The sequence below is a fragment of the Campylobacter sp. BCW_6466 genome (assembly GCF_001762835.1).
In the GTDB taxonomy this organism is placed as follows: domain Bacteria; phylum Campylobacterota; class Campylobacteria; order Campylobacterales; family Campylobacteraceae; genus Campylobacter_D; species Campylobacter_D jejuni.
The window spans coordinates 44,835-64,587 of record NZ_MJXO01000067.1 but is presented as its reverse complement, the minus strand read 5'-3'; the positions used below and the strand labels follow the sequence as shown (position 1 = coordinate 64,587).

Genomic DNA, 19,753 nt, shown 5'->3' with positions numbered 1-19,753 from the left:
GTTTTTTATGAATTTTATCAATCTTCAAGCCCAATATCTCGCATACAAAGATGAAATCAATGCTGAAATTGAAAGCGTTTTATCAAGCTCTTCTTTTATAGGCGGTGCAAAGCTTAACGAATTTGAGCAGAATTTAGCTCATTTTTTGGGTGTTAAACACGCTATAGGTTGTTCAAGTGGAACCAGTGCTTTATATCTTGCCTTAAGAGCCTTAGATATTGGCAAAGATGATGAAGTTATAGTGCCTAGTTTTACTTTCATAGCAACAGCTGAAGTTGTGGCCTTAGTAGGTGCAAAACCTGTTTTTGTAGATATAAATTTATCAAATTACAATCTTGATTTTGAAGCAGTGCAAAAAGCAATAACCCCAAAAACCAAAGCCGTTATAGCAGTAAGCATGTTTGGACAAATGAGTGATTTAAGGGCTTTAGAAGAAATTTTAAAAAATAAAAATATCACTTTGATCGAAGATGGTGCACAAAGTTTTGGTGCAAGTTTCAAAGGAGAAAAATCCTGCTCCATAGCTAAAATTTCATGCACGAGCTTTTTTCCTTCAAAACCTTTGGGAGCTTATGGCGATGGTGGGGCTATTTTTTGCCATGATGATGAAATTGCTAAAAAAATAAGAATTTTACTCAATCACGGACAAACTCAGCGTTATAAACATGAATTTATAGGTATAAATGGACGCCTTGACACCTTGCAAGCGGCGATTTTAAATGTTAAGTTAAAATACCTAGAAAAAGAATTAGACAAAAGACAAAAATTAGCACAAATTTATAATGCAAATTTAAAAAACTGCCAAATTCCGCAAATTGATCCAAATGCTTTTAGCGCTTATGCACAATACAGCGTTTTAGTTGAAGATAGATCTAGTGTATTGCAAAAATTTGAAAAAGCTAATATACCTTATGCTATACACTATCCAACCCCTTTGCATAAACAACCTTGCTTTAGTGAGTTTTCAAATTTAGAACTTAAAAATTCAGAATATGCAAGCAAACACATCTTATCTTTGCCTTTTTCACCTTTTTTAAGCGAAGAAGAACAAGAACAAGTTATTTATATTTTTAAAGATTAATTCCATGAAAATAGGTATCATAGGCCTTGGAAAAATGGGGCAAAACCACTTAAATGAACTTAGCAAAAATTCTCATTTTAAGCTTAATGCACTTTTTGATCTTTGCAAAAATCCAAATCTAAATATTTTTGATGATATTTTTTATGATGATTTGAATAAATTTTTAAATCAAAATAATGATATTATCATCATAGCAACACCTACAAATTCACATTTAGCAATAGCAAAAAAAGTTTTTAAACAATGCAAATGCGTTTTAATCGAAAAGCCTTTAGCTCTAAATTTAAAAGAAATAGACGAAATTTCAAATTTAGCTAAAGAATACAGCATAAAAGTAGGCGTAGGTTTTTGCGAAAGATTTAATCCTGCGGTTTTAGCCCTAAAAAAAGAGCTTGAAAATGAAGAAATTATCAGCATTAACATACAAAGATTTTCACCCTACCCACAAAGAATCAGCGATGTAGGGATTTTGCAAGATTTGGCTGTACATGATCTTGATTTGCTTTGTTTTTTAAGCAAGCAAGAAATAACAAAAACCAATTTGCTTAAAAAATATACCCAAGATCAAACAAGAGAAAGTGAAAGCATTATTCTATGTGAGCTTGAAAAATGTATTGCTAGTATACATCAAAGTTGGAATAGCGCACAAAAACTAAGAAAAATTCATCTTATTACTAAAAATCATTTTTATGAAGCCAATTTAAATGACTTTTCTTTATTAAAAGATGGAAATTTTATAGAACTTACTCAACAAAGTCCACTTTTTTCAGAACATGAAGCTTTGTTAAAACTTATCGATAATCAACCCAATCATCTAGCTAGCACAAGCGATGCTTACAAAGTTCAAGAAATTTTAGAAAGGTTTGCGTGAAATTAGTTTTATTTTTAAATATGGGCGGAGCTACAAATTTACAAGATTGTGAAGTTTTTTTAAAAAATATGTTTAATGATCCTTATATTTTAGGAATCAAAAATCGATTTTTAAGAAAATTTGTAGCATGGATTATAACAAAGGCTCGCGTTAAAGCTATGCAAGAAAACTATAAAAAAATGGGCGGAAAATCCCCTTTAAACGAACTTACTCAAAGCCTATGCAACAAGCTTAATTTAAAACAAGATGAATTTAAATTTGATTTTGTAAATCTTTATGTGCCTCCTTTTGCCACAAAAATTTTGCAAAAATACGCTTTAAATGAAAATGATGAAATCATTCTTTTTCCACTTTATCCGCACCATTCTTGTACCACAGTAACTTCATCTTTAGAAGTTCTGCAAAATGAAATTTCAAAGCAAAAAATTCAAGCAAAAGTAAAAACTATAGATATTTTTTACAAAAATGAACTTTATAATGAGATGATAATTTCGCACATTTTGGCTAAAAAAAATAAATTTGATGCCAAAATTTTGATTTTTTCAGCGCATTCTTTACCACAAAGTATTATTGATAAGGGTGATTTATACGAAAAGCATGTAAATGATCATGTAGAAATTTTAAAAGAAAGGCTAAAAGATCATTTTGATGAATTTATTTTAGCTTATCAATCTAAACTAGGCCCTGTAAAATGGCTTGAACCAAATACAAGCGATATTTTGGCAAATTTAAACGATAAAGCTTTGATTTATCCTATTTCTTTTTGTATAGATTGTTCTGAAACGATTTTTGAACTAGGTATGGAGTATAAACATTTAGCAAAATGTGATTATGATTTGATAAGTTGCTCTAATGATAGTGATGAATTTATGGAATTTATTTTAAAGTATTTATCTGATCTTAACCAAGAATGAATTTGAGACCCTTGTCTATCATTTTTTTAAAGATTAACAAGGACTTTTTGGTAAAAATTTAGCTGACTAAGCCAAAGTATAAGCTTTTTCTCCGCGCAAACTCACATCTAAGCCTTTTTGTTTTACTTCTTCTTTCACTCTTAAGTCTGCAAAGTAAGAAATGATCTTAAAAAATAATAAAGCTTATGAGAGCTGAAAAAACATACAAATCATAATAGCAAGAATTTGCTCTTTTAAAAGCTCTAAACTTCCACTGATATAAAATCTCGCCAAGTGCATTTTAAGCAATCACATTAGGATTTACTTTAGCACTTGCAAAAAGCCCTGTAGCAATTCCTCCCCAAACACCTCCGATTCCGTGTAAAGAAAAAGTATCTAAAGAATCAATCCTATTTGAGTTTGTATTTAATAAAACTCAAACCAAAATAACAAAATACAGAAGACAAAGCCCCTATAACAAGAGAAGCATAAAATCTACATAACCGCAACTACAAGCCCGCTAAGTCCACCTAAAATAGTTGGTTTTTATGGATGAGCCACTCAAGCACTACCCATTGTAAAGTAATGACACTAAAAACAATAAAGCAATTCATTATGGTATTGAGTGTATTTTTACTTCTTACCATACCCAAATAAAACATTGCCAAAGCTGGAGTCATAAGCAAAACTAGCAGAGTACACAATACAATAAAACTTGAATTTACCACATTCGCTTACCTACCCTTTCTTACAAAATATAATTACAAGATAATTATATTTAAAATGATTTAAAAAATATTTTACTTCTCTATGATTCAAATTTACTAGCATTAAAATACAAATTTGGGCCAAGCTAAAAAACAACAAAGATAAAAAAGGATTATTGTAAGATGATGAAGAAAAAATTTGATTATTTAATAAAATTATCTAATATTAAAAAAGTAATTGCGCTTTAAAATGATCTAAAAGCTCTTCTTGAGCTTTTAAAATATCATCGGTATTTAACTCAAAATCAATCTTGTCTGGTTTTTTATAAGTTTTATCATAATATTCCAAAAGTATAATAATAAGCTTTTGCCATTCTTTTTTCTCATAACTTTGAAGCAATTCTTGGCGTAAATTTAAGCTGATATAAGGGCTGATTTTTTGCACACATTGTTGAAATTTTAAAGGAGTCATTTTTTCTTGATAAATTTTTTGTATTCTTTTAAGGCGATTTTCCAAAGAACAAAAACAATAAATTTTAAAAGCCTTTTGCATTTTTTCATAAAATTTCAAAGGTAAGATGATATCCCCTATTTTGCGACTTTCACTTTCTATGAAAGCAAAATTTTCTAAATTTTGCATATTGTGAAAAAGTTCTGCTTCAAAAGCTTTTTGCGTAGGTTGTTTTCCTAAAATATCACCAAAAGATGAGCCTAAATGATTTGCCATTTTTTCTAAATTTATAGCTTGTGGGAGTTGTTCTAAAAGCTCTGTTTTTCCACAGCCTGTATTGCCGCAAAGAGCAAAAAAATCAAAATTTATTTCATTTTCAAAATAACGCGTTACAAAAGTTCTATAAGCTTTAAAGCCACCTTTTAAACGCACCACTCTAAAACCAAGCTCACTTAAAATCACTGCGATAGATTTTGAACGCAAACCCCCACGAGAACAATAAATCCCCACCTTTTCTCCTATGCGAAAATTTTGAGTGATTTCTAATATATGTTTAGCGGTATTTTGACAAATATAACTCGCACCCCTAGCCTTGGCTAAAGCTTGATTTTTCTTATAAATCGTTCCTATTTCTTGATATTCTTCATCATTGAGTGCATAAAAATTTAAAGCTCCTATCAAATGAGAATGCAAAAATTCTCTAGGACTTCTTGCATCGATTAAAAGAGAGAAATTTTCTTTTTGAAATTCTGTAAATTCAACTTCACTAAGCATTTTTAAAAGCCAAAACAAGTTTTTGATAAACTTGCTCGATATTAGTGCCACAAACCCTAGTTTCTCCTATGGTTGTGATAAAATTTGTATCTCCTGCCCAGCGTGGCACTAGATGATAATGACAATGAAAAGCTATGCCAGCTCCTGCATCTTTGCTTAAATTCATACCGATATTGACCCCATTTGCATGGATTTGCTCTTTTAAAATTTTTACCCCCAAACGCACAAAATGGCTCATTTCTTGCCAAATTTCATCGCTTAAATTTTCTATATGCTCTTCATGTACATAAGGAATCACCATAAAATGCCCCGCAGAATAAGGATAGCGGTTCATCACTCCAAAACAATGCTTTACTCTAAAAATCACACCTAATTCTTCATCACTTTTGATCTTATTGGCACAATCACAAAATGGACAAACAGTTTTTTCTTTTTCAAAATACTCACTCCGCCATGGTGCATACAAATATTGCATTTTCCCTCCTTAAAGCAAAGCTTTTAAAGCCTTTCCTTCATCTTCCTCACGCATAAAATATTCGCCGATTAAAAAAGCGTCAACGCCTAAATTTTGTAAATGATCTAAAAATTTTTTATTTTCTAAACCACTTTCTGCGATGATGATTTTTGAATTTGGGATCTGTGGGATAAGTTTTTCACACAAACTCATATCCATAGTAAAATCCTCTAAATTACGATGATTGATACCAATGATATCCGCTCCAGCAAAAATTGCCTTACTCAAATCCTCTTTATCATGAATTTCAACCAAAGCCTCAAGACCTAAATGTCTTGCAAACTCAAGCAGTTTTTTAAGCTCTTTCATGCTTAGCATTTTAGCGATTAATAATACAAAATCCGCCCCGTAAACCAAAGCTTCTAAAATTTGATACTCATCAAAGATAAAATCTTTTCTAAGTAAAGGAATTTGCGTATAACGGCGTATAAGACTTAAGTATTCTAAAGAACCTTTAAAAAAATGTGGCTCAGTCAAAACAGAAATCGCCGCAGCTTTGTTATTCTCATAATTTAAAGCAATACTTAAAGGATCAAAGTCTTTTCTAATGACTCCCTTGCTGGGACTTGCTTTTTTTACTTCTGCTATGATTTTAACTTCTTTTTCTACTCTTTTTAAAGCCTTAATCACATCTTTTGGAAAGAAAGGATTTGAAGCTAAAGAACGCCCTAACATATCATAAGGAAGTTTTAGTTTGCGTTCTTTTAAATCTTCTTTTGTTTTTTCAAAAATTTTATCCAATATCATGGTTTTATACACGCCTTTATCGCTTTTATATGAGCTTTGCTCTCATCAGAATTTGCAAATTCTTTATCATCTAATGTTTGTTTTAAAATTTCCCATGCTTGCTTACAATCGCCTAGTTTATAATACCCCCAAGCTAAAGAATCTAAATAATACAAATTCTGTGGATCTTTTTCTAAGGCAAGTTTCACAAGCTCTATGCCTTTTTTAACATCTAAATCGTAATCTATGAGCAAATATCCATAGTAGTTTAAATACAAAGCATTGCTATTTTTATCGATAGCCTGTTCGAATTTTTCTTTTACAGAATCAATAACTTTTGGAGTGATTTTTTTAGCTTCATTTGCAGCTTCAAATTCAAAAACTGCCGCTCGTAGAAGATATTCTTTATTTTTTGTTTTGTGATAAAGAGCTAAACTCATTTTTTTAGCATCATCAAAGCGTTTTAAATTCTGATACAAAGCGAGTTTAATATCATCATCTAAATCATACTGCAAAGAAATTTTTAAAGCTTCTTCTGTTTTGCTTTGAGAATTTAAAAGCTCAACCAAAGCCAATGCAAAACTTTTATTTTTGGTAAGTTGATAAAGCTCTTTATATATACTTTTTAAAGCTTCGATATTTTTTTCATCAAAATAAATTTTAGCAAGCAAAACGCAAGTTTTGAGAGTGCAACCATTAGTTTTTCTTGAAAATTCTAAAACATTTTTAATATTTAAAGTATCATTTAAAATCGCATAAATTCCTATGAGTTTAAATAAAATTTCTTCGTTTTGCACTTGATTATAAGCAGATCTATAGTACTTTGTGGCATTTTTTAAATCATTTTTTTTAACCAAAATATCACCATAAAGCTCTAAATTTCTAGGATCGCTATCTTTTTTTGTTAAAAGCTCTTTCATAAGTTTTTGAGCATTATTGATATCATTTGAATTTAAAGCATAAAGAGCACTAAGTCGCTTAAGATTGTCATTTTGATTTAAATAAGGCTTTGCTAGATTATTTAACTCTGCTTGCCTGTCAAGACTGTTTGCTAAAGTAAGTAAAAATGCATTTTCTAAAAAATGAGTATTATTGTAATCTTGATAAAGACTTAAAAATTCATCTCTGGCTTTTTTGTATTGTTTATAATACTCATAATTATAAGCCTTCATAACCCTTAAATCAAAATCATTGCTTTTATATTTTGTATAATCAGGATAAACAACATTGATTTTTGAACTTCCACAAGCTGCCAAAAAAAAGGCTGCTAAGACAAATAACAAATACCTATACATTCTTTTTCTAATTCCTTTTGATGTGTTTTAAAATATTCCCAAAATGGAAAAGTTCTGCATTGTTTTGGACGAAAATCATAGATACTGCAATTTCTTTTTTGGGTATCAAAAAAAATGCAAGCAAAGCCATCTTCAAATTCGACTTCCTTAAAACTCATTTTAAAACCCACTTTTCTCAAGTATTTTTCAGCAAATTCTTTGCTTTCTAAATTTAAATGCTTTCTTAATGCTTCTAATTCTTCCTTGTTTACAAAAATATTACCACTTTCTCCAGTACAACACTTTCCACCGCATTTCTCACAAGCATTTTCATCAAAAGCATAAGAAAAATTTTTATCAAATATCATAACTTTTTAACCTAAATCTTAAGTGAATTTCTTGCATTTGTTTGCTTAAAATTTCATTTTCATATACAAAAAAAGGAGGTAAAATCTCACAAGGAGATTTTGAACCTTTTTTTACCTGTATCAAAACAAGTCTTGCTTTTTTGTTTTGATGTGTATGTACAAAGCAAAGCTTTGTTATTTTCATTTTCATATCTTTTAAAATAAAACAAATTTCATCTAAAGCTAAAGCTTCATAGCAAAAATACAAAGCACCATTTGACTTAAGCATAGAATTTGCTTTAGTTAAAAAGCTATGCAAGGGTAAAAATTCTTGAAATTTACTTATAGCTTTATGCCGATCTTCACTCTTGTAAGCTCCTTGTCTATAAAATGGAGGATTGCAAACTATGGAGTCAAATTTTTTTATGCTTTGAAATTGATTGAAATCATCATGAAAAATATCGCCTTGTATTTGGTTGGATTTTAAATTTTTTTCAATCAATTCTATATTTTCTTTTTGAATATCAATTAAAGATAAACTTAAATTTGCAATATTTTTTTTAAGTAAAATACCTATGATACCACAGCCCGCACCTACATCAAAAACAGCGCCTTTAATTCCTTGTTTTAAAATAAAATCAGCTAAAATTAAAGAATCACTATTGTAACGATATCCTTGTGATAATTGCGCTAGCGTAATCATATTTTAATGAGTTGGAATTTTAATGCGTTTTGGAGGTTGTTCTTTAAATATATTTTGTTCTTTTGTTATATTATTATCTTCTTTAAAATTTACTGGGCTTTGTGCTACCAAAAAAGAAATTACAAAAGTTATAAAAAAAGCAATTTTTATCATAATAACACCTCATAAAATGGTGTCCACGGCGAACACCTAACAATAACTATAAAATACCATAAAATATAAATTTTAAATATTTAAAATTTAATTTGGCTACAAAATGGCTACAAAAATTAAAATATAAAAATAGGTTTTTCTTTCTTTTCTATTTTTTCATTTAATATATCTGCAGTTTCAAAATTATACCATAAAGTTGGATTAATTACATCTTTTGCTAATTCTTCAACTTCACTTCCATTTCCACCTTCATTATCAGAATCATCGCTTTGCTCATTTATCATACCAGGAGTATCTGCTGTAATGCTTTGAACAACATCAAAAATCTTACTAGCTCCACTTAGTAAATTTCCAATAATATTTAAAGTTGATTCAAAAGTTGTCATTTCTTGTGCTACTTGTGCTGTATTTTTTGTAAAATCTGCAGCTAAATTCCAATTATTAGCACCCCAAGCACCTAAAAAATTAACCAAACCCCAAACAGCATTAAGAATTGAAAATAATTTATTTCCAGTAAGTGAACCCACGGCTAAACCTAAGCTAATTCCTAGTGTGATGCCCGCAGCTACACCTTCGCTAACCCCTATCAATGTTCCTAGCCATGCACCTTGTCCGCCAATCCACCAAGTAGCTACAGCCAAAATAATAGTAACAATAGGTACTAAAAAGCTTAAAATTCCTTTGCTTGATTTTTCGTATACATAAAGATAATAAAAACTATCCCATAATGCAAACCATCTATCTCTACGCCCATAAGGCAAATTTGAACTTTTTCTATATAGTGGATATACGCTTGACGTAACACTTGTATCTTTTTTTCCAAAGCTTTTATTACTTGGATATGAATAAGCTATATAAGGTTCTTCATAACAAACTAAATTAAAACTATTATAAAAACATAAAGGAGTTGCATATTTGCATTTATAATTTTCTTTTATTGAGTTAAATACTTCAAAAAAAGATATCTTTATGCTTGTTAAAGTATAATATATTTTACTCGAATCACTTTCCCTAGTTTTTTGTGCTTTCTCATATACATTATAGGTTATTTCTACTTTTTCAATTCTAAATACACTCTCATTTAACTCCTTAAAATCACTAAAAAATTTTTCAACATCAATGCATAATTTTTTATAAGGTTTTCCAAAAGTTGGTTTAAATTCAACATTTTCTACTTTAATTTCTGGTATTTTAATATCATCAATACTAGGATATATCCATTCATTATTTTTTTGGATGGTTTGAGAAAAAATAACCACTTCTATATCATTTATAAGCATGTCATAATTTATATTTTCCAATGCCTTATTTAATATATCTTTGAAATTTATTTTTTCATCAATATAAAAAAATCCTTTTCCATTATATTTCCAAGCTTTTTCTTTTTCAAATAAAAGAGCTAAATTATTTGGAAAACCATAATAATACTGCATACCTCCTAAATTATAATTAGTTCTTATTTCGCAAATATCATGATATATTCCATTTTCACTACTAGGATCTCCTTGATAAGGTTTGTATGGATCTTGCCCTACGAAAAATTGGTTAAGTCCTAAATCATTATAGTTTTCCTTATTATAAGGTGCAGTGCTAGAACTTTTAATGTTATATTTTTTCACTATATACGAATTTTTAAATAGCGGATGGTTTATATTTTGAATTTGACTTCTACCTTTTCTTACAAGTTGTTTATGTAAAAGCTCAACATATTTATTTACCCCTATCATAGCATAGGTAAACCATTGTTTATATACTTCTTGTGTATCCAATTCTCCTATGTTTGATGGATAAGCAGGCTTAAGAGTATAATTTCTCATAAGCCTTTTTTCATCTATAAGCATTATGAAGACTTTTCTATATTTTCTATCTTTTCTTTAACAAGCTTCATAATTTCTTGTGGTATATCAAGACCACCGGTACAATATCCAAATTGAACACTCTGTGTAACTTTTGCAGCTTCTATTCTTAAATTATCATCTATCTGTGAAGTTTGTCTAGCTATTAATGCAGGTTTTGCTTTTTCTGTTTCTGTTTGAGCTCTTAAAAGTAAAGCTTTTTCAGCGTTAAGCTCGTTTTCATCGCCTTGTAAAATCATGGATAAAGCTGTATTTTGACTTTGAGCCACTATGGTTTGTCCAACACTTACCAACGCTTGTGCCAAGCTTTGAAATTGTTGGTCATTTCTTATAACATTATCGTTTCCAAATTGTTCTAAAAGCTTTTTAAATTCTCCAAATGGAGATTTTTCTGCTAAACTCATTTCTAAAATTTGCGGATAAATTTCTTTAAATGCTTCAAGTCTTTTGTTGTAATCAACATTTGTATTACTCATTATTTAGCTCCTTTATTTTGCTTATCTGAATTTCACACTGTTTGTATTTGTAAAAAAGCATAGAATAAGCATTTAAAATATCTAGTTCATTTTTTGCCTTTGGCTTTTCAAGGGGGCTTAATGTTAGTAGTTCTTGCGGAATTCTTACTTTTTGAATTTCTATTTTGGTTACTACTTGTTGAGTTTGCATCCCACAACCTATCAACGACATCGTTAAAAAGCTTGGTAATATTATTTTCATTGCTTTTATAAATGTATTCTTTAGCATATTGCACCCTTTCTTGTACTTGATTTTTTTCCTTATTTGCTTCATTTAAAGCCTTTAATTCTGTTTTATGAATTTGATTTAATTCTTTTAATTTTTCTTGATTATTTTCATTTATTTTTAAAGCCAAATCTAAATCACTTTGACTTTTTTCTAATTTTACCTTTGTGCTATCAAGTCTTAGATAAAAATATCCTGCTAAGATTGCCATTAAAGCTAAGGCGATATAAAGTTTTGCATTTCCAAATAAAAGATTTATCATATTTGTTTTAGAAGTTTAAGTAAGGTTTTTGTATAATACCCCTAAGGGTTAGCCGTAGGTCTGACCCCCTATGGCTAAATTCCACCCGCGAAAGGTGGTGATATAAATGTCATACCAGAAGTTTATAATTATAATTATACTACTTTGTGTAATTATAGTCAAGGCTTATTAGCCTTGCCCCGCAAAAGCGGGGTGTAAACTTTAACCTACTTAAACTTTTATCTCCTTTCATGCTAATTCATTTGTTATTTCTAATTTAATGTCTTCAAGATTTTTACCATACACCAAATCATAAAATTCTTTGCAAGCCTGCCTGCTTTGACCGACACTTTCATTATTGTTATCTTTGGTAAGCCCCAGTAAGATACAACCTTGTGTGTCTTTATCAGTGTTTCCCCAGTGTATTAAAATTGCACGACTTGATAGAACTTCATCATTATAAACATTTATCATTGTATCATCATCTTTTTTTGTAATACTTCTTAAAGTATTTTCAAATCGTGAAGGACTATGTCTTTTTAAATTATAATTTCCTTCAGGTATTCTTAAATCTTTACCACTTTCTAAACCCTCTTTATCTTCTTCCAAAGAAAAACATTCAAAAAGAATTTCTTCTTCATCACTTAAAACCTTAAATTTACCAATAACACAAGTTTTACCTATGTATCTTCTATTAATTGTTATTTTCATTTTTTCTCCTTTTTTAATTTAAAGTTATCTCACTTCCATCTCTAATATTTAAAGTATAATCTCTTGCTATTGCATCGCTATAATATGAATTTGTAAAATTTAAGCTAAATAAAGGTTTTCCTATAGAAGAAACATAGGCTTCAATATTTAAATAACTTGAAAAATTTTGAGAATAACCTGTTGGTCTTGCAGCAATACCGATGATATTTTTTGGTAAAGGTTTATCAAAATCTAAAATATATTCATAAGGCGTCATATATGCTAAGTTTGTTCCACAAATATAACCACCTGTAATTAAATCGTAATCACCATAGTCAGCATTGATTGTAGAACTTATTCTTACTTCATATTCTTTTCCATCTATATCATATAAGCCTGTGGCTGATTTATTTTCTTTGTCTATTTGAATATTTTTAGCATAAATAGCAGTTTTATCTTCCTTTATTAATCTAACATCACTTAAGCAAACAGATCCACCACGATAGGCTGTTTGTACTGTTAATCTAAGTCTATTTACTTCTGGTTCTTTGCTAAGCTCTACTTTAATCCACGAGGTAAAATCACTTACATAAATATCGTTTGGAGTTTTTGAATTGTCTATCCAAATAAATCCTTTTTTATAACCATTATTTGTTTGTGTTTGTTCTGGTGGAGGTGTGTTTGTGATATTGCAAAGCAAAGCATTTTTTTCTAAAGCATTTGAAATAATACTTAAAGTGTTATTTATGGTATTTCCTACTTGATGAAAACTTTCTTCAAGCAAGGGTTTGGAAACTTCTTCTAAGGTTTGCCTTAATTTTTCATCGCTAATTTTATCACCATCTTCGCCTTTATCACCTTTTAAACTTGCTAAAAATTCATCTTGACTTTTTCCTGTGTTTTCTTCATTTTCAAGCCAAAGTTCATAAGCACTTTTACCATCAGCTCCTTTAGCTCCATCTTGCCCTTTTAAATTTTCAAGCTGTTCTTCTGTAAAATCTTCATAAGTAAAAGGATCTCCTTTATCACCTTTTAAACTTTCTTGATTTTCTAAAACAACTTTTAATACAACTTCTTTTAAACTCTCTTCATTGATATTTGCATTGATGTCAAGCTCTTCTAGTAAAGCTTCTAGTTTTTCTTTTAATTCACTTTGTTTTATAAAGTTAAAACTTGTTAAAACTTCATTTATAGCATTTTTAATACTTTCATCGCTTGGTTTTACTCCATTTTTAAAAAGTTCTTTTAAAATTTCTAAAGCTTCACTAAAATCTTTATTGATTTCTTCTGTTTTTATGGCAATTTCTCTTAAATCCACGCTCATCTTATCCCCTTTATTAAACATTTGATCTGATGAAATAAATTACAAGAGCAATAAAAAACAAAAATCTTAAATTTATTTATTTCTAAAGCTTGCATTGCTTCTTTTAAAACAAGATCAGCAAGTTTGTAATCTTTTCTTGATTTTGCTTTTTCACATAAAAAATCATGCACTACACAAGCACTAAAATACTCACTTTTAAAAGGTGGAAACAAAGACCAAAAAAGGCGTGGGATACTTGCACCATCTGTTTTAAAGCCTTGTGGTACAACTCCTTTGTAGTTTGGTAAAATAAACTCATAATCTTGTATCACTTCAAATCTATCTTTATCATAAGGTTTTACACAAACCCTTTTTAATTCTGTTTTAGTCATTGTTTTCCTTTTTTTTAAAAATACTTCTTAATTCATCATTTCTTATTTGAGTAAGCTTAACAAGCCTTTCATCCATTCTCATAAGATCTGTTTCTATAGCTTCTAGCTTGTCATTGGTTTTTGAGCAATGTGTTTCTATAAATTTAACCAAACTATCGCTACTTGCTCTGGATACTGCAATTTGTTCCCTAATAAGAGCATTAGTATTTTTGGTTTCACTTATAAGTTCTTTTGTTCTTTCCCCAGCTTCTTTATGTAAAGTTTTATATAAATGCCATGCAATCCCAGCTAAGACAAAAACCATCAATCCTAATAATGCAGATCCACTTAAAGAACCAAGTATAGCACCTTCTTTTATTATATTTTCAGTACTCATTTTTCACTCTCCCATGCAATTAAATTTAATTCTTCTAAAGATGTGGCATTTTTCACTTTATTTCTTAGTTCATCATTTTTAAAAATAATACTTTCAGTATATTTAGCGATACCAACCCCAAATTCTAAAAATTCTTCTTTGTTAAATGTAATGATTTTATTATCTTTATCAATCCAAGCAATATTTTCCAAAGGAGTATTATTGAGATTTGCTAACATTATCTCGCTAACTTTTCCGCTAATATTAATTTTTGCTTCCGTGTCAATTTGAAATATAGTATTTTTAAAAGGCATAAACAAAAGCTTTTCTTCTTTTATAGCTTTTAGTTCTTCTAATTTTAATTCTTTTAACTCTTCTAATGCTTTTTCTTTAATCTCATAAGAAATAATATAAAGATTATTTTCTTCATCATAAGTTTGAATTTGGCGAAGTTCTTCAATTTTTTCATTAAAACTTGGAATTTCTTCTTCTTTAACTTTAGCAAAACCAAGCTCTTTTAAAAGCTTATCATCGCAAGCACTTAAAAAATAAGTATCTTGTGCATCAATTTCACCTTCTTCGTTTTGTATTTTTACATCTTTTAAAAAAATATCATCATATTTTAAACTTTTATTTTTTAAATCATAAAACATATTTATCCTTTCTTAATTCCAGTATAATGTTAAATTTGCTCTTGGGTTTAATCTATCCCCATCACTTAAGTTCCAACCAGCACTTGCATTTGCACTACCGCTTTGCCAAGAACTTAGCATTATTTGTAAGTTGTTTATATTTCCAAAATTGAATTTTTTCTCTACTTTGATTTTTGCATTGGCAGTGTAATATTTACTTAAAGCATGCAATTCTACACTAGAGTTAAAATTGTTCCATGTGATATGCAAAGTATTTGCAGAAGTTTTATTAGACATATTTCCAGTCGTCCAAACTTCTCCTAACATAACCACTTCTTTATTATTAATATTTGATGGCAATACCACTGCTTGTTTATAAATCATGTCTAGCTTTAACATATAATTATAATTTGCAACCGAGCCTCCTAAAGATGGAGGTAAATTTAGTGCTATACCATTATTAGAAAGAAGGAGACAATTCATTTTAAGTCCTTACTAATCTTACATTATTCGAAGCTATGCAAAAATAAGCAAAAGTTTCAGTGCCACTAAATCCACTTTGAGCTATTCTAAAATTAAAAGGGGCATTAAAAGCTACTACATTTTGACAATTATTTATGGTTATTGTTCCGCTTTTTCCTACTCCTCCAAAATTAGCTATTCCTATGCTTGTTCCTGCATTTGCTGTTAAAATAAAATGTTGAGCTTGTCTTAAATCTAGATTTATACTGCCAGTTGTGCCAAGATTTTTAATTCCACCACCATAATCTACATACCATTTTCTAGTTAAGTGATTATCATTTGTTGGATTGGCCCGAGAAGTTAATGCCTGATTAAAAGTATTTGTGCCATTAAATATATTATCTCCATTTAAATTTGCTTTTGTATTTAAAGCGGTATCTACATAGATTTTATTTGTTAAATGGTTATTATTAGTTGGATTTACTTTTACTAAAATAGGATTAGCAAAAGTTTTATTTCCATTTATCTCTTCATCACCATTTAAACTTACTTTTGTATCTATAAGTGCTTCTAAAGTTTTAATAGTTATATCTAATACTTTTTGTGTAATTAGCTTTTTATCTTTTTCATTTTGCTCTAACTCATTGTTTTTGTCCTCTAAGTTTTGATTAGCTTCTTCAAGTTCTTTTTCAATTTCCTCTTTTTTGTTAATTAATTCACCAGCAATCTCTTTTTCAAGCTCAGCAATTTGATTTTCAAGTTCTTCTTTTCTCTCTTCAAGTTCGCTTGTATCAGCAGGTGGTTCTTGACTTAAAGCCTCATCGATTTGATTTTTAATTTCCTTTAATTCCTCATTTTTTTGCTTTAATTCATCATTATTGTTTAAAGCTTCTTCAATTTGCTTTTTTATCTCTTCAAGCTCTTGTTCTTTATCTTTTATACCTTGCTCTATATTTGCAATTTCATCTTTAATTCCATCATCTTTACCATCATCTTTCTCATTAAGCAAAGAAAGAAGATATTCAACATTAGCCTTAACACCACTTATATCATAGATTCTTGCTTGATTGTCAATCTCATCTATGCACTCACCTTTTTTAGTTTCAAGCTCATTAAGTCCTTGTTCTTTTGTTTGGATTATTTCATTAAGGCTTTGCTCTTTTGTTTCATTTATTTTATTGAGTCCGTTTTCTTTTGCGCTCACAAGCTCATTTAAAAAATCTTGCTTATTCTCGTTTAAACTATGCAATTTTTCATTGAAAATAATACTAAACTCATTTTTCTTTGCTTGATAATTCGCATTAAAAATATGATTTAAGTTGTCAATCATAACTTTAGAAGTATCTACAAGAGTAGTAAATTCTTTCTTTTGAGTTTCAAAAACCTCTGTGACTTCATTTCTTTCATCACTTAAACCTTTGAGCATTTCTTCCATTTGTTTTATTGTTTCTTCAGCTAAAACTTTTAATTCTGTTTCATAAATTAACTTATCATTACCTAGTTCTTTTTTAGCAACTTCAGCTAACCTACCTAAATCTTCATTAGCTATCAAAGCTCTTTGATTAAACCTATCATAACTTTGCTCAAAATGTATTTTATACCCTTCACATTTTGCTGTAAGTTCATCAAATTTAACTAAAGCTTCATTTTTTACTTCATTTAATTTTTTTAATATTTCATTTTGTTTATCATTTAAAGAAGAGTAGATACTTTCAGACTGTGATTTTAAATCTCGTTCTAAATTTTCTATTTTACTTTTAAAATCTTTTATAATTTGGGAATAAGATGTTATATCATTTTCAAATTCTTTATATAAAGCTATAACTTCTCTTAAATCTTCTATATTTTTCTTGCTTTCTAAAAGTAGTTCATATGCACTAGCTATTTCTTTATATTTAACTCCAATATCAAATTTAATTTCTTCTAGCTTTTTAACACTATCTATCATTTCTTGATTTAATCTTTGGTTTTCAAAGAATATAGTGTTAATTTTATTTTTTATAATTTCGCTTGCTTCACTTACTACTAATTTTGCTTCATTTGCTAAATCTTTTACTTCTTTTTTAATACTTATTAATTCAGGTTTTATTTCTTTTAATTCATCAACATTTAAATGTAAGCTATCTACAATTTCTAAAGCATGATTAAGTTCACTTAAAATTTCATCTTTAATTTTTGTGTTCAAATCAAAATATTCTTTTACAAAATCTTTATTTTGTTTAATTTCATTAATATAATTATCTAAATTAAATTTTATTTCTTCATATTTCTGTATATCTTTTTTTAAATTCTCAAACTCTTCTGTATTATTTTCTAAAAAATCTTTAATGTTTTGTATTTCTTGTTTATTTAAAGAAAAATCTTCATACGCTTCTTTGATATAATCAAATTTTGCATTTACATTGTTGTATTTTTCACTTATATTTGAATATTTTTTATTAATATCATCATATTTGCTTAAAATATCATCATTTTTATCTACAATATCATTTTTAAATTTTAAACATTCATTTTTTAAAGATTCGCAAGCTTGTTTTAAGCCTACAACTTCATCAAGTCTTGTATTGTCTATTGCTTCTGAAATGCTGTTTATTCTAGCTAAAACTTGATTTATGATTTCAAGTTTTTCTCTACCTGTTTTTAATTCATTTAAGCTTGTTCCCATTTTTAACCTTCATAATAATCACTATCTTTAATTCTCTTTTCACAAAAGAAAAGCAGATCATCCATGGCTAAAAGCCATTTTTTATCATCTAAATAAGCTATAAAATCAGCACTATTTATACTTTGCACATAGTCTTTATAACTCAAAGCTCTATTAAATTTTTTTGTGAAATTAGGGTTACAACCATGTTCTTTCATCATCAAGCTCCTTGCCATCATTAGCTATATACTCATAAATTATCTTGTCACATAATGCCAAAAAGTCTTTTTCTTCGCATCTTGTAATCAAATAACAAACATAATTAATCACAGCAAAACTAAGTGTTTCATCTATCATTAAATGTTCTTTTTCATTGTCAAAATCAGGCTCATCAGGAATAATCAAAAAATGATTATTTCTAACTCGCCTAAAAACTTTTTCGCCTTGCTCTACATTTTTTAAAAGAACGCTAGGAACACATTTTGATAAAATATAATAAAATGCTTCCATAAAATAGGCTTTTAAAACTTCATCATCTTCTATCATTTTGTAAGAATTTTTAACTTTAGCGATAACGAGTTTTTTAGCCATAATACAAAGCATTACACACCTTTTGCTGCTTTTAAAACCGCTTTAGCCTTTGCATTATTTCCGCTAGTTAATCCCACTCCTATAGCAAAAGCATCAGCATTTCTTACTTCTAAAGTGCTTTGTGTATAAAATCTTTTTGCTTTTGCAGTAATATCAGTTGGAACATCTTCAATCATAGTAGGAATATAAAGCCCATGTTTCATATACTCAAAATCCCCAGCAATTAAAACATCACCCAAACCATATTTAGGGCTTAATAATCTATGCATATGGAAATTTACCGTTCCAAAATCTGTTTCAAGGCTCACTACTTGTCCTGCTAGTTTTGTTTCATTGCCTAAAATTCTTGTAGCAAATTTGTTAATAGCTCCTTTTAAGTCAGCTCCTAAAAAGACATCTTTAGGCGTAACTCCGCTATTCCAAATGTTTTGTAAGATTTGATTGAGTTTATCTTCTGTAAGTTCTGTTGCAGTTCCGCTCCAATCTCCTGTTTCATCAAAAGCTAATACATCTCCACGCTTTCCATCAGCAAAGCTATCTTTTCCTTTAGCGATATAATGAAAAAGTCCAGCCATTTCTCCACTTGTTGCTTCTTGTGCTTGAACATAATCTTTGAAAACTGATTTTTTTACATCACTATCTCTGCCTAGACCAAATAAAGCATATTCCATATCCATTTTATGTTCTTTGGTTTTTTTGCCTATTTGATACTCCGTTTCATTGCCACCATATTGATTTGCTTTTAACAAAGCTTTTGATACCATGGCTTCGGTAATGAATATTTGAGTAGCATTTGTAGTTTTTTGAGCTGTGTTTTTTGTTTCACCTACAAATTTACTTAACTCTAAATTTGCATTCTTTTTTGGTTCTTCAAAAGTATCAGTAATCCAACTATGAGTTAAAGGATTTGTAACCTTTGAAGTACCTATTTTATTTAAAATTGGTGTTTCAGTAGCTCCGATTTTAATAATCGTTTCGTATATTGATTGTTTTAACTTAACATTTTCTGTTGCGGGTGCTGTATACCCCATTGAAGGTAAAGCCATTTTTGAATTCTCCTTAGTTTAGTTTTAAGGATTTTTCCAAAAATGACTATTTCAAATATAGTGTGTTTTGAAATGAAATTAAATTTTTAAGTATTTTTTATGTATAATTTTATAGTTTTAAGGATATCTCTTTGAAGACTTTGTAAAAAGTTTGAAAGGAGGTTAAGATGAATGAAGTTATTATAATCTTAATGCTTTTAGTAGTCCTTATCGTAGCGATAAAGAGCTAGATAAGAACTAATCTTTTAATATAGTTAATGATATTTTAAAGAAACCCTGCTTAGTTTGTCCTTAAAACACTAAAAA

The 19,753-nt window shown here is 28.9% G+C and carries 24 protein-coding genes and 1 pseudogene; 3 read left to right on the top strand and 22 right to left on the bottom strand.

Annotated elements, in window-relative coordinates:
- Positions 1–7: 7 nt before the first annotated feature.
- Genes AJ887_RS07155 through hemH form a run of 3 tightly spaced genes read left to right on the top strand, consistent with a single transcriptional unit; the run spans position 8 to position 2,866 of the window.
- Complete coding sequence (locus AJ887_RS07155; protein WP_070240572.1) at positions 8–1,081, top strand: DegT/DnrJ/EryC1/StrS family aminotransferase; 1,074 nt, start codon at positions 8–10, stop codon at positions 1,079–1,081.
- Between the two features lie 4 nt (positions 1,082–1,085).
- Complete coding sequence (locus AJ887_RS07150) at positions 1,086–1,952, top strand: Gfo/Idh/MocA family protein (protein WP_070240573.1); 867 nt, start codon at positions 1,086–1,088, stop codon at positions 1,950–1,952.
- The gene (hemH, locus tag AJ887_RS07145; RefSeq protein WP_070240574.1) at positions 1,949–2,866 is read left to right on the top strand and encodes a ferrochelatase; all 918 of its coding nucleotides are present in this window, start codon (positions 1,949–1,951) and stop codon (positions 2,864–2,866) included. The genes AJ887_RS07150 and hemH overlap by 4 nt, the downstream gene beginning before the upstream one ends.
- A 66-nt stretch (positions 2,867–2,932) precedes the next feature.
- Here hemH and AJ887_RS09955 read toward each other — a convergent pair.
- The 22 genes and pseudogenes from AJ887_RS09955 to AJ887_RS07045 all read right to left on the bottom strand — a co-directional run bounded on the left by AJ887_RS09955 (position 2,933) and on the right by AJ887_RS07045 (position 19,447).
- A pseudogene (locus AJ887_RS09955) lies at positions 2,933–3,525 on the bottom strand (hypothetical protein).
- A 253-nt stretch (positions 3,526–3,778) separates the two neighbouring features.
- Positions 3,779–4,777, bottom strand: coding sequence for a tRNA 2-selenouridine(34) synthase MnmH (gene mnmH, locus AJ887_RS07140; protein ID WP_070240617.1), 999 nt, complete (start codon positions 4,775–4,777; stop codon positions 3,779–3,781).
- Positions 4,770–5,252 carry an HIT family protein gene (locus AJ887_RS07135; protein WP_070285042.1) on the bottom strand — a complete coding sequence of 161 codons (483 nt, stop codon included), beginning with the start codon at positions 5,250–5,252 and terminating at the stop codon, positions 4,770–4,772. The genes mnmH and AJ887_RS07135 overlap by 8 nt, the downstream gene beginning before the upstream one ends.
- A gap of 9 nt (positions 5,253–5,261) precedes the next feature.
- On the bottom strand, positions 5,262–6,038 hold the full coding sequence (trpC, locus tag AJ887_RS07130) for an indole-3-glycerol phosphate synthase TrpC (protein WP_070240576.1): 777 nt from the start codon (positions 6,036–6,038) through the stop codon (positions 5,262–5,264).
- A complete protein-coding gene (locus tag AJ887_RS07125) occupies positions 6,035–7,312 on the bottom strand; it encodes a tetratricopeptide repeat protein (RefSeq protein WP_070240577.1) in 1,278 nt (425 codons plus the stop codon). Before AJ887_RS07125 ends, trpC begins: the two co-directional genes overlap by 4 nt.
- The gene (locus AJ887_RS07120) at positions 7,285–7,659 is read right to left on the bottom strand and encodes a YkgJ family cysteine cluster protein (RefSeq protein WP_002870978.1); all 375 of its coding nucleotides are present in this window, start codon (positions 7,657–7,659) and stop codon (positions 7,285–7,287) included. The genes AJ887_RS07125 and AJ887_RS07120 overlap by 28 nt, the downstream gene beginning before the upstream one ends.
- Positions 7,649–8,341 (bottom strand): tRNA1(Val) (adenine(37)-N6)-methyltransferase, encoded by a 693-nt coding sequence (locus tag AJ887_RS07115; protein WP_070285040.1) that lies wholly within the window; start codon positions 8,339–8,341, stop codon positions 7,649–7,651. Before AJ887_RS07115 ends, AJ887_RS07120 begins: the two co-directional genes overlap by 11 nt.
- Positions 8,342–8,344: 3 nt before the next feature.
- Positions 8,345–8,494 (bottom strand): hypothetical protein, encoded by a 150-nt coding sequence (locus AJ887_RS07110; RefSeq protein ID WP_004306029.1) that lies wholly within the window; start codon positions 8,492–8,494, stop codon positions 8,345–8,347.
- Positions 8,495–8,610: 116 nt separating this feature from the next.
- Positions 8,611–10,335, bottom strand: coding sequence for a hypothetical protein (locus tag AJ887_RS07105; RefSeq protein WP_070240579.1), 1,725 nt, complete (start codon positions 10,333–10,335; stop codon positions 8,611–8,613).
- On the bottom strand, positions 10,335–10,826 hold the full coding sequence (locus AJ887_RS07100) for a hypothetical protein (RefSeq protein WP_002861686.1): 492 nt from the start codon (positions 10,824–10,826) through the stop codon (positions 10,335–10,337). Before AJ887_RS07100 ends, AJ887_RS07105 begins: the two co-directional genes overlap by 1 nt.
- Positions 10,819–11,016 (bottom strand): hypothetical protein, encoded by a 198-nt coding sequence (locus AJ887_RS09950; protein WP_002796174.1) that lies wholly within the window; start codon positions 11,014–11,016, stop codon positions 10,819–10,821. The genes AJ887_RS07100 and AJ887_RS09950 overlap by 8 nt, the downstream gene beginning before the upstream one ends.
- Complete coding sequence (locus AJ887_RS07095) at positions 10,934–11,353, bottom strand: hypothetical protein (RefSeq protein ID WP_070285038.1); 420 nt, start codon at positions 11,351–11,353, stop codon at positions 10,934–10,936. The genes AJ887_RS09950 and AJ887_RS07095 overlap by 83 nt, the downstream gene beginning before the upstream one ends.
- A gap of 228 nt (positions 11,354–11,581) precedes the next feature.
- Entirely contained in the window at positions 11,582–12,043 is a 462-nt protein-coding gene (locus AJ887_RS07090) for a DUF5675 family protein (protein ID WP_070285036.1), read from the bottom strand.
- A 13-nt stretch (positions 12,044–12,056) separates the two neighbouring features.
- The gene (locus AJ887_RS10480) at positions 12,057–13,346 is read right to left on the bottom strand and encodes a hypothetical protein (protein WP_261659876.1); all 1,290 of its coding nucleotides are present in this window, start codon (positions 13,344–13,346) and stop codon (positions 12,057–12,059) included.
- Positions 13,343–13,717, bottom strand: a complete 375-nt coding sequence (locus AJ887_RS07080; protein WP_021358083.1) for a DUF1353 domain-containing protein — start codon at positions 13,715–13,717, stop codon at positions 13,343–13,345. The genes AJ887_RS10480 and AJ887_RS07080 overlap by 4 nt, the downstream gene beginning before the upstream one ends.
- Positions 13,710–14,093, bottom strand: coding sequence for a hypothetical protein (locus AJ887_RS07075; protein WP_044780579.1), 384 nt, complete (start codon positions 14,091–14,093; stop codon positions 13,710–13,712). The genes AJ887_RS07080 and AJ887_RS07075 overlap by 8 nt, the downstream gene beginning before the upstream one ends.
- Positions 14,090–14,725, bottom strand: coding sequence for a DUF4376 domain-containing protein (locus AJ887_RS07070; protein ID WP_002789149.1), 636 nt, complete (start codon positions 14,723–14,725; stop codon positions 14,090–14,092). The genes AJ887_RS07075 and AJ887_RS07070 overlap by 4 nt, the downstream gene beginning before the upstream one ends.
- 12 nt (positions 14,726–14,737) lie before the next feature.
- Complete coding sequence (locus AJ887_RS07065) at positions 14,738–15,187, bottom strand: hypothetical protein (protein ID WP_044780581.1); 450 nt, start codon at positions 15,185–15,187, stop codon at positions 14,738–14,740.
- Position 15,188: 1 nt separating this feature from the next.
- A complete protein-coding gene (locus AJ887_RS10475) occupies positions 15,189–17,831 on the bottom strand; it encodes a hypothetical protein (RefSeq protein WP_070240581.1) in 2,643 nt (880 codons plus the stop codon).
- Between the two features lie 2 nt (positions 17,832–17,833).
- The gene (locus AJ887_RS07055; RefSeq protein ID WP_052798806.1) at positions 17,834–18,028 is read right to left on the bottom strand and encodes a hypothetical protein; all 195 of its coding nucleotides are present in this window, start codon (positions 18,026–18,028) and stop codon (positions 17,834–17,836) included.
- Positions 18,009–18,413, bottom strand: coding sequence for a hypothetical protein (locus AJ887_RS07050; protein WP_070285034.1), 405 nt, complete (start codon positions 18,411–18,413; stop codon positions 18,009–18,011). Before AJ887_RS07050 ends, AJ887_RS07055 begins: the two co-directional genes overlap by 20 nt.
- Positions 18,413–19,447: a DUF5309 family protein gene (locus tag AJ887_RS07045; protein WP_070285032.1), complete on the bottom strand. Its 1,035-nt coding sequence runs from the start codon at positions 19,445–19,447 to the stop codon at positions 18,413–18,415. Before AJ887_RS07045 ends, AJ887_RS07050 begins: the two co-directional genes overlap by 1 nt.
- Between the last annotated feature and the right edge of the window lie 306 nt (positions 19,448–19,753).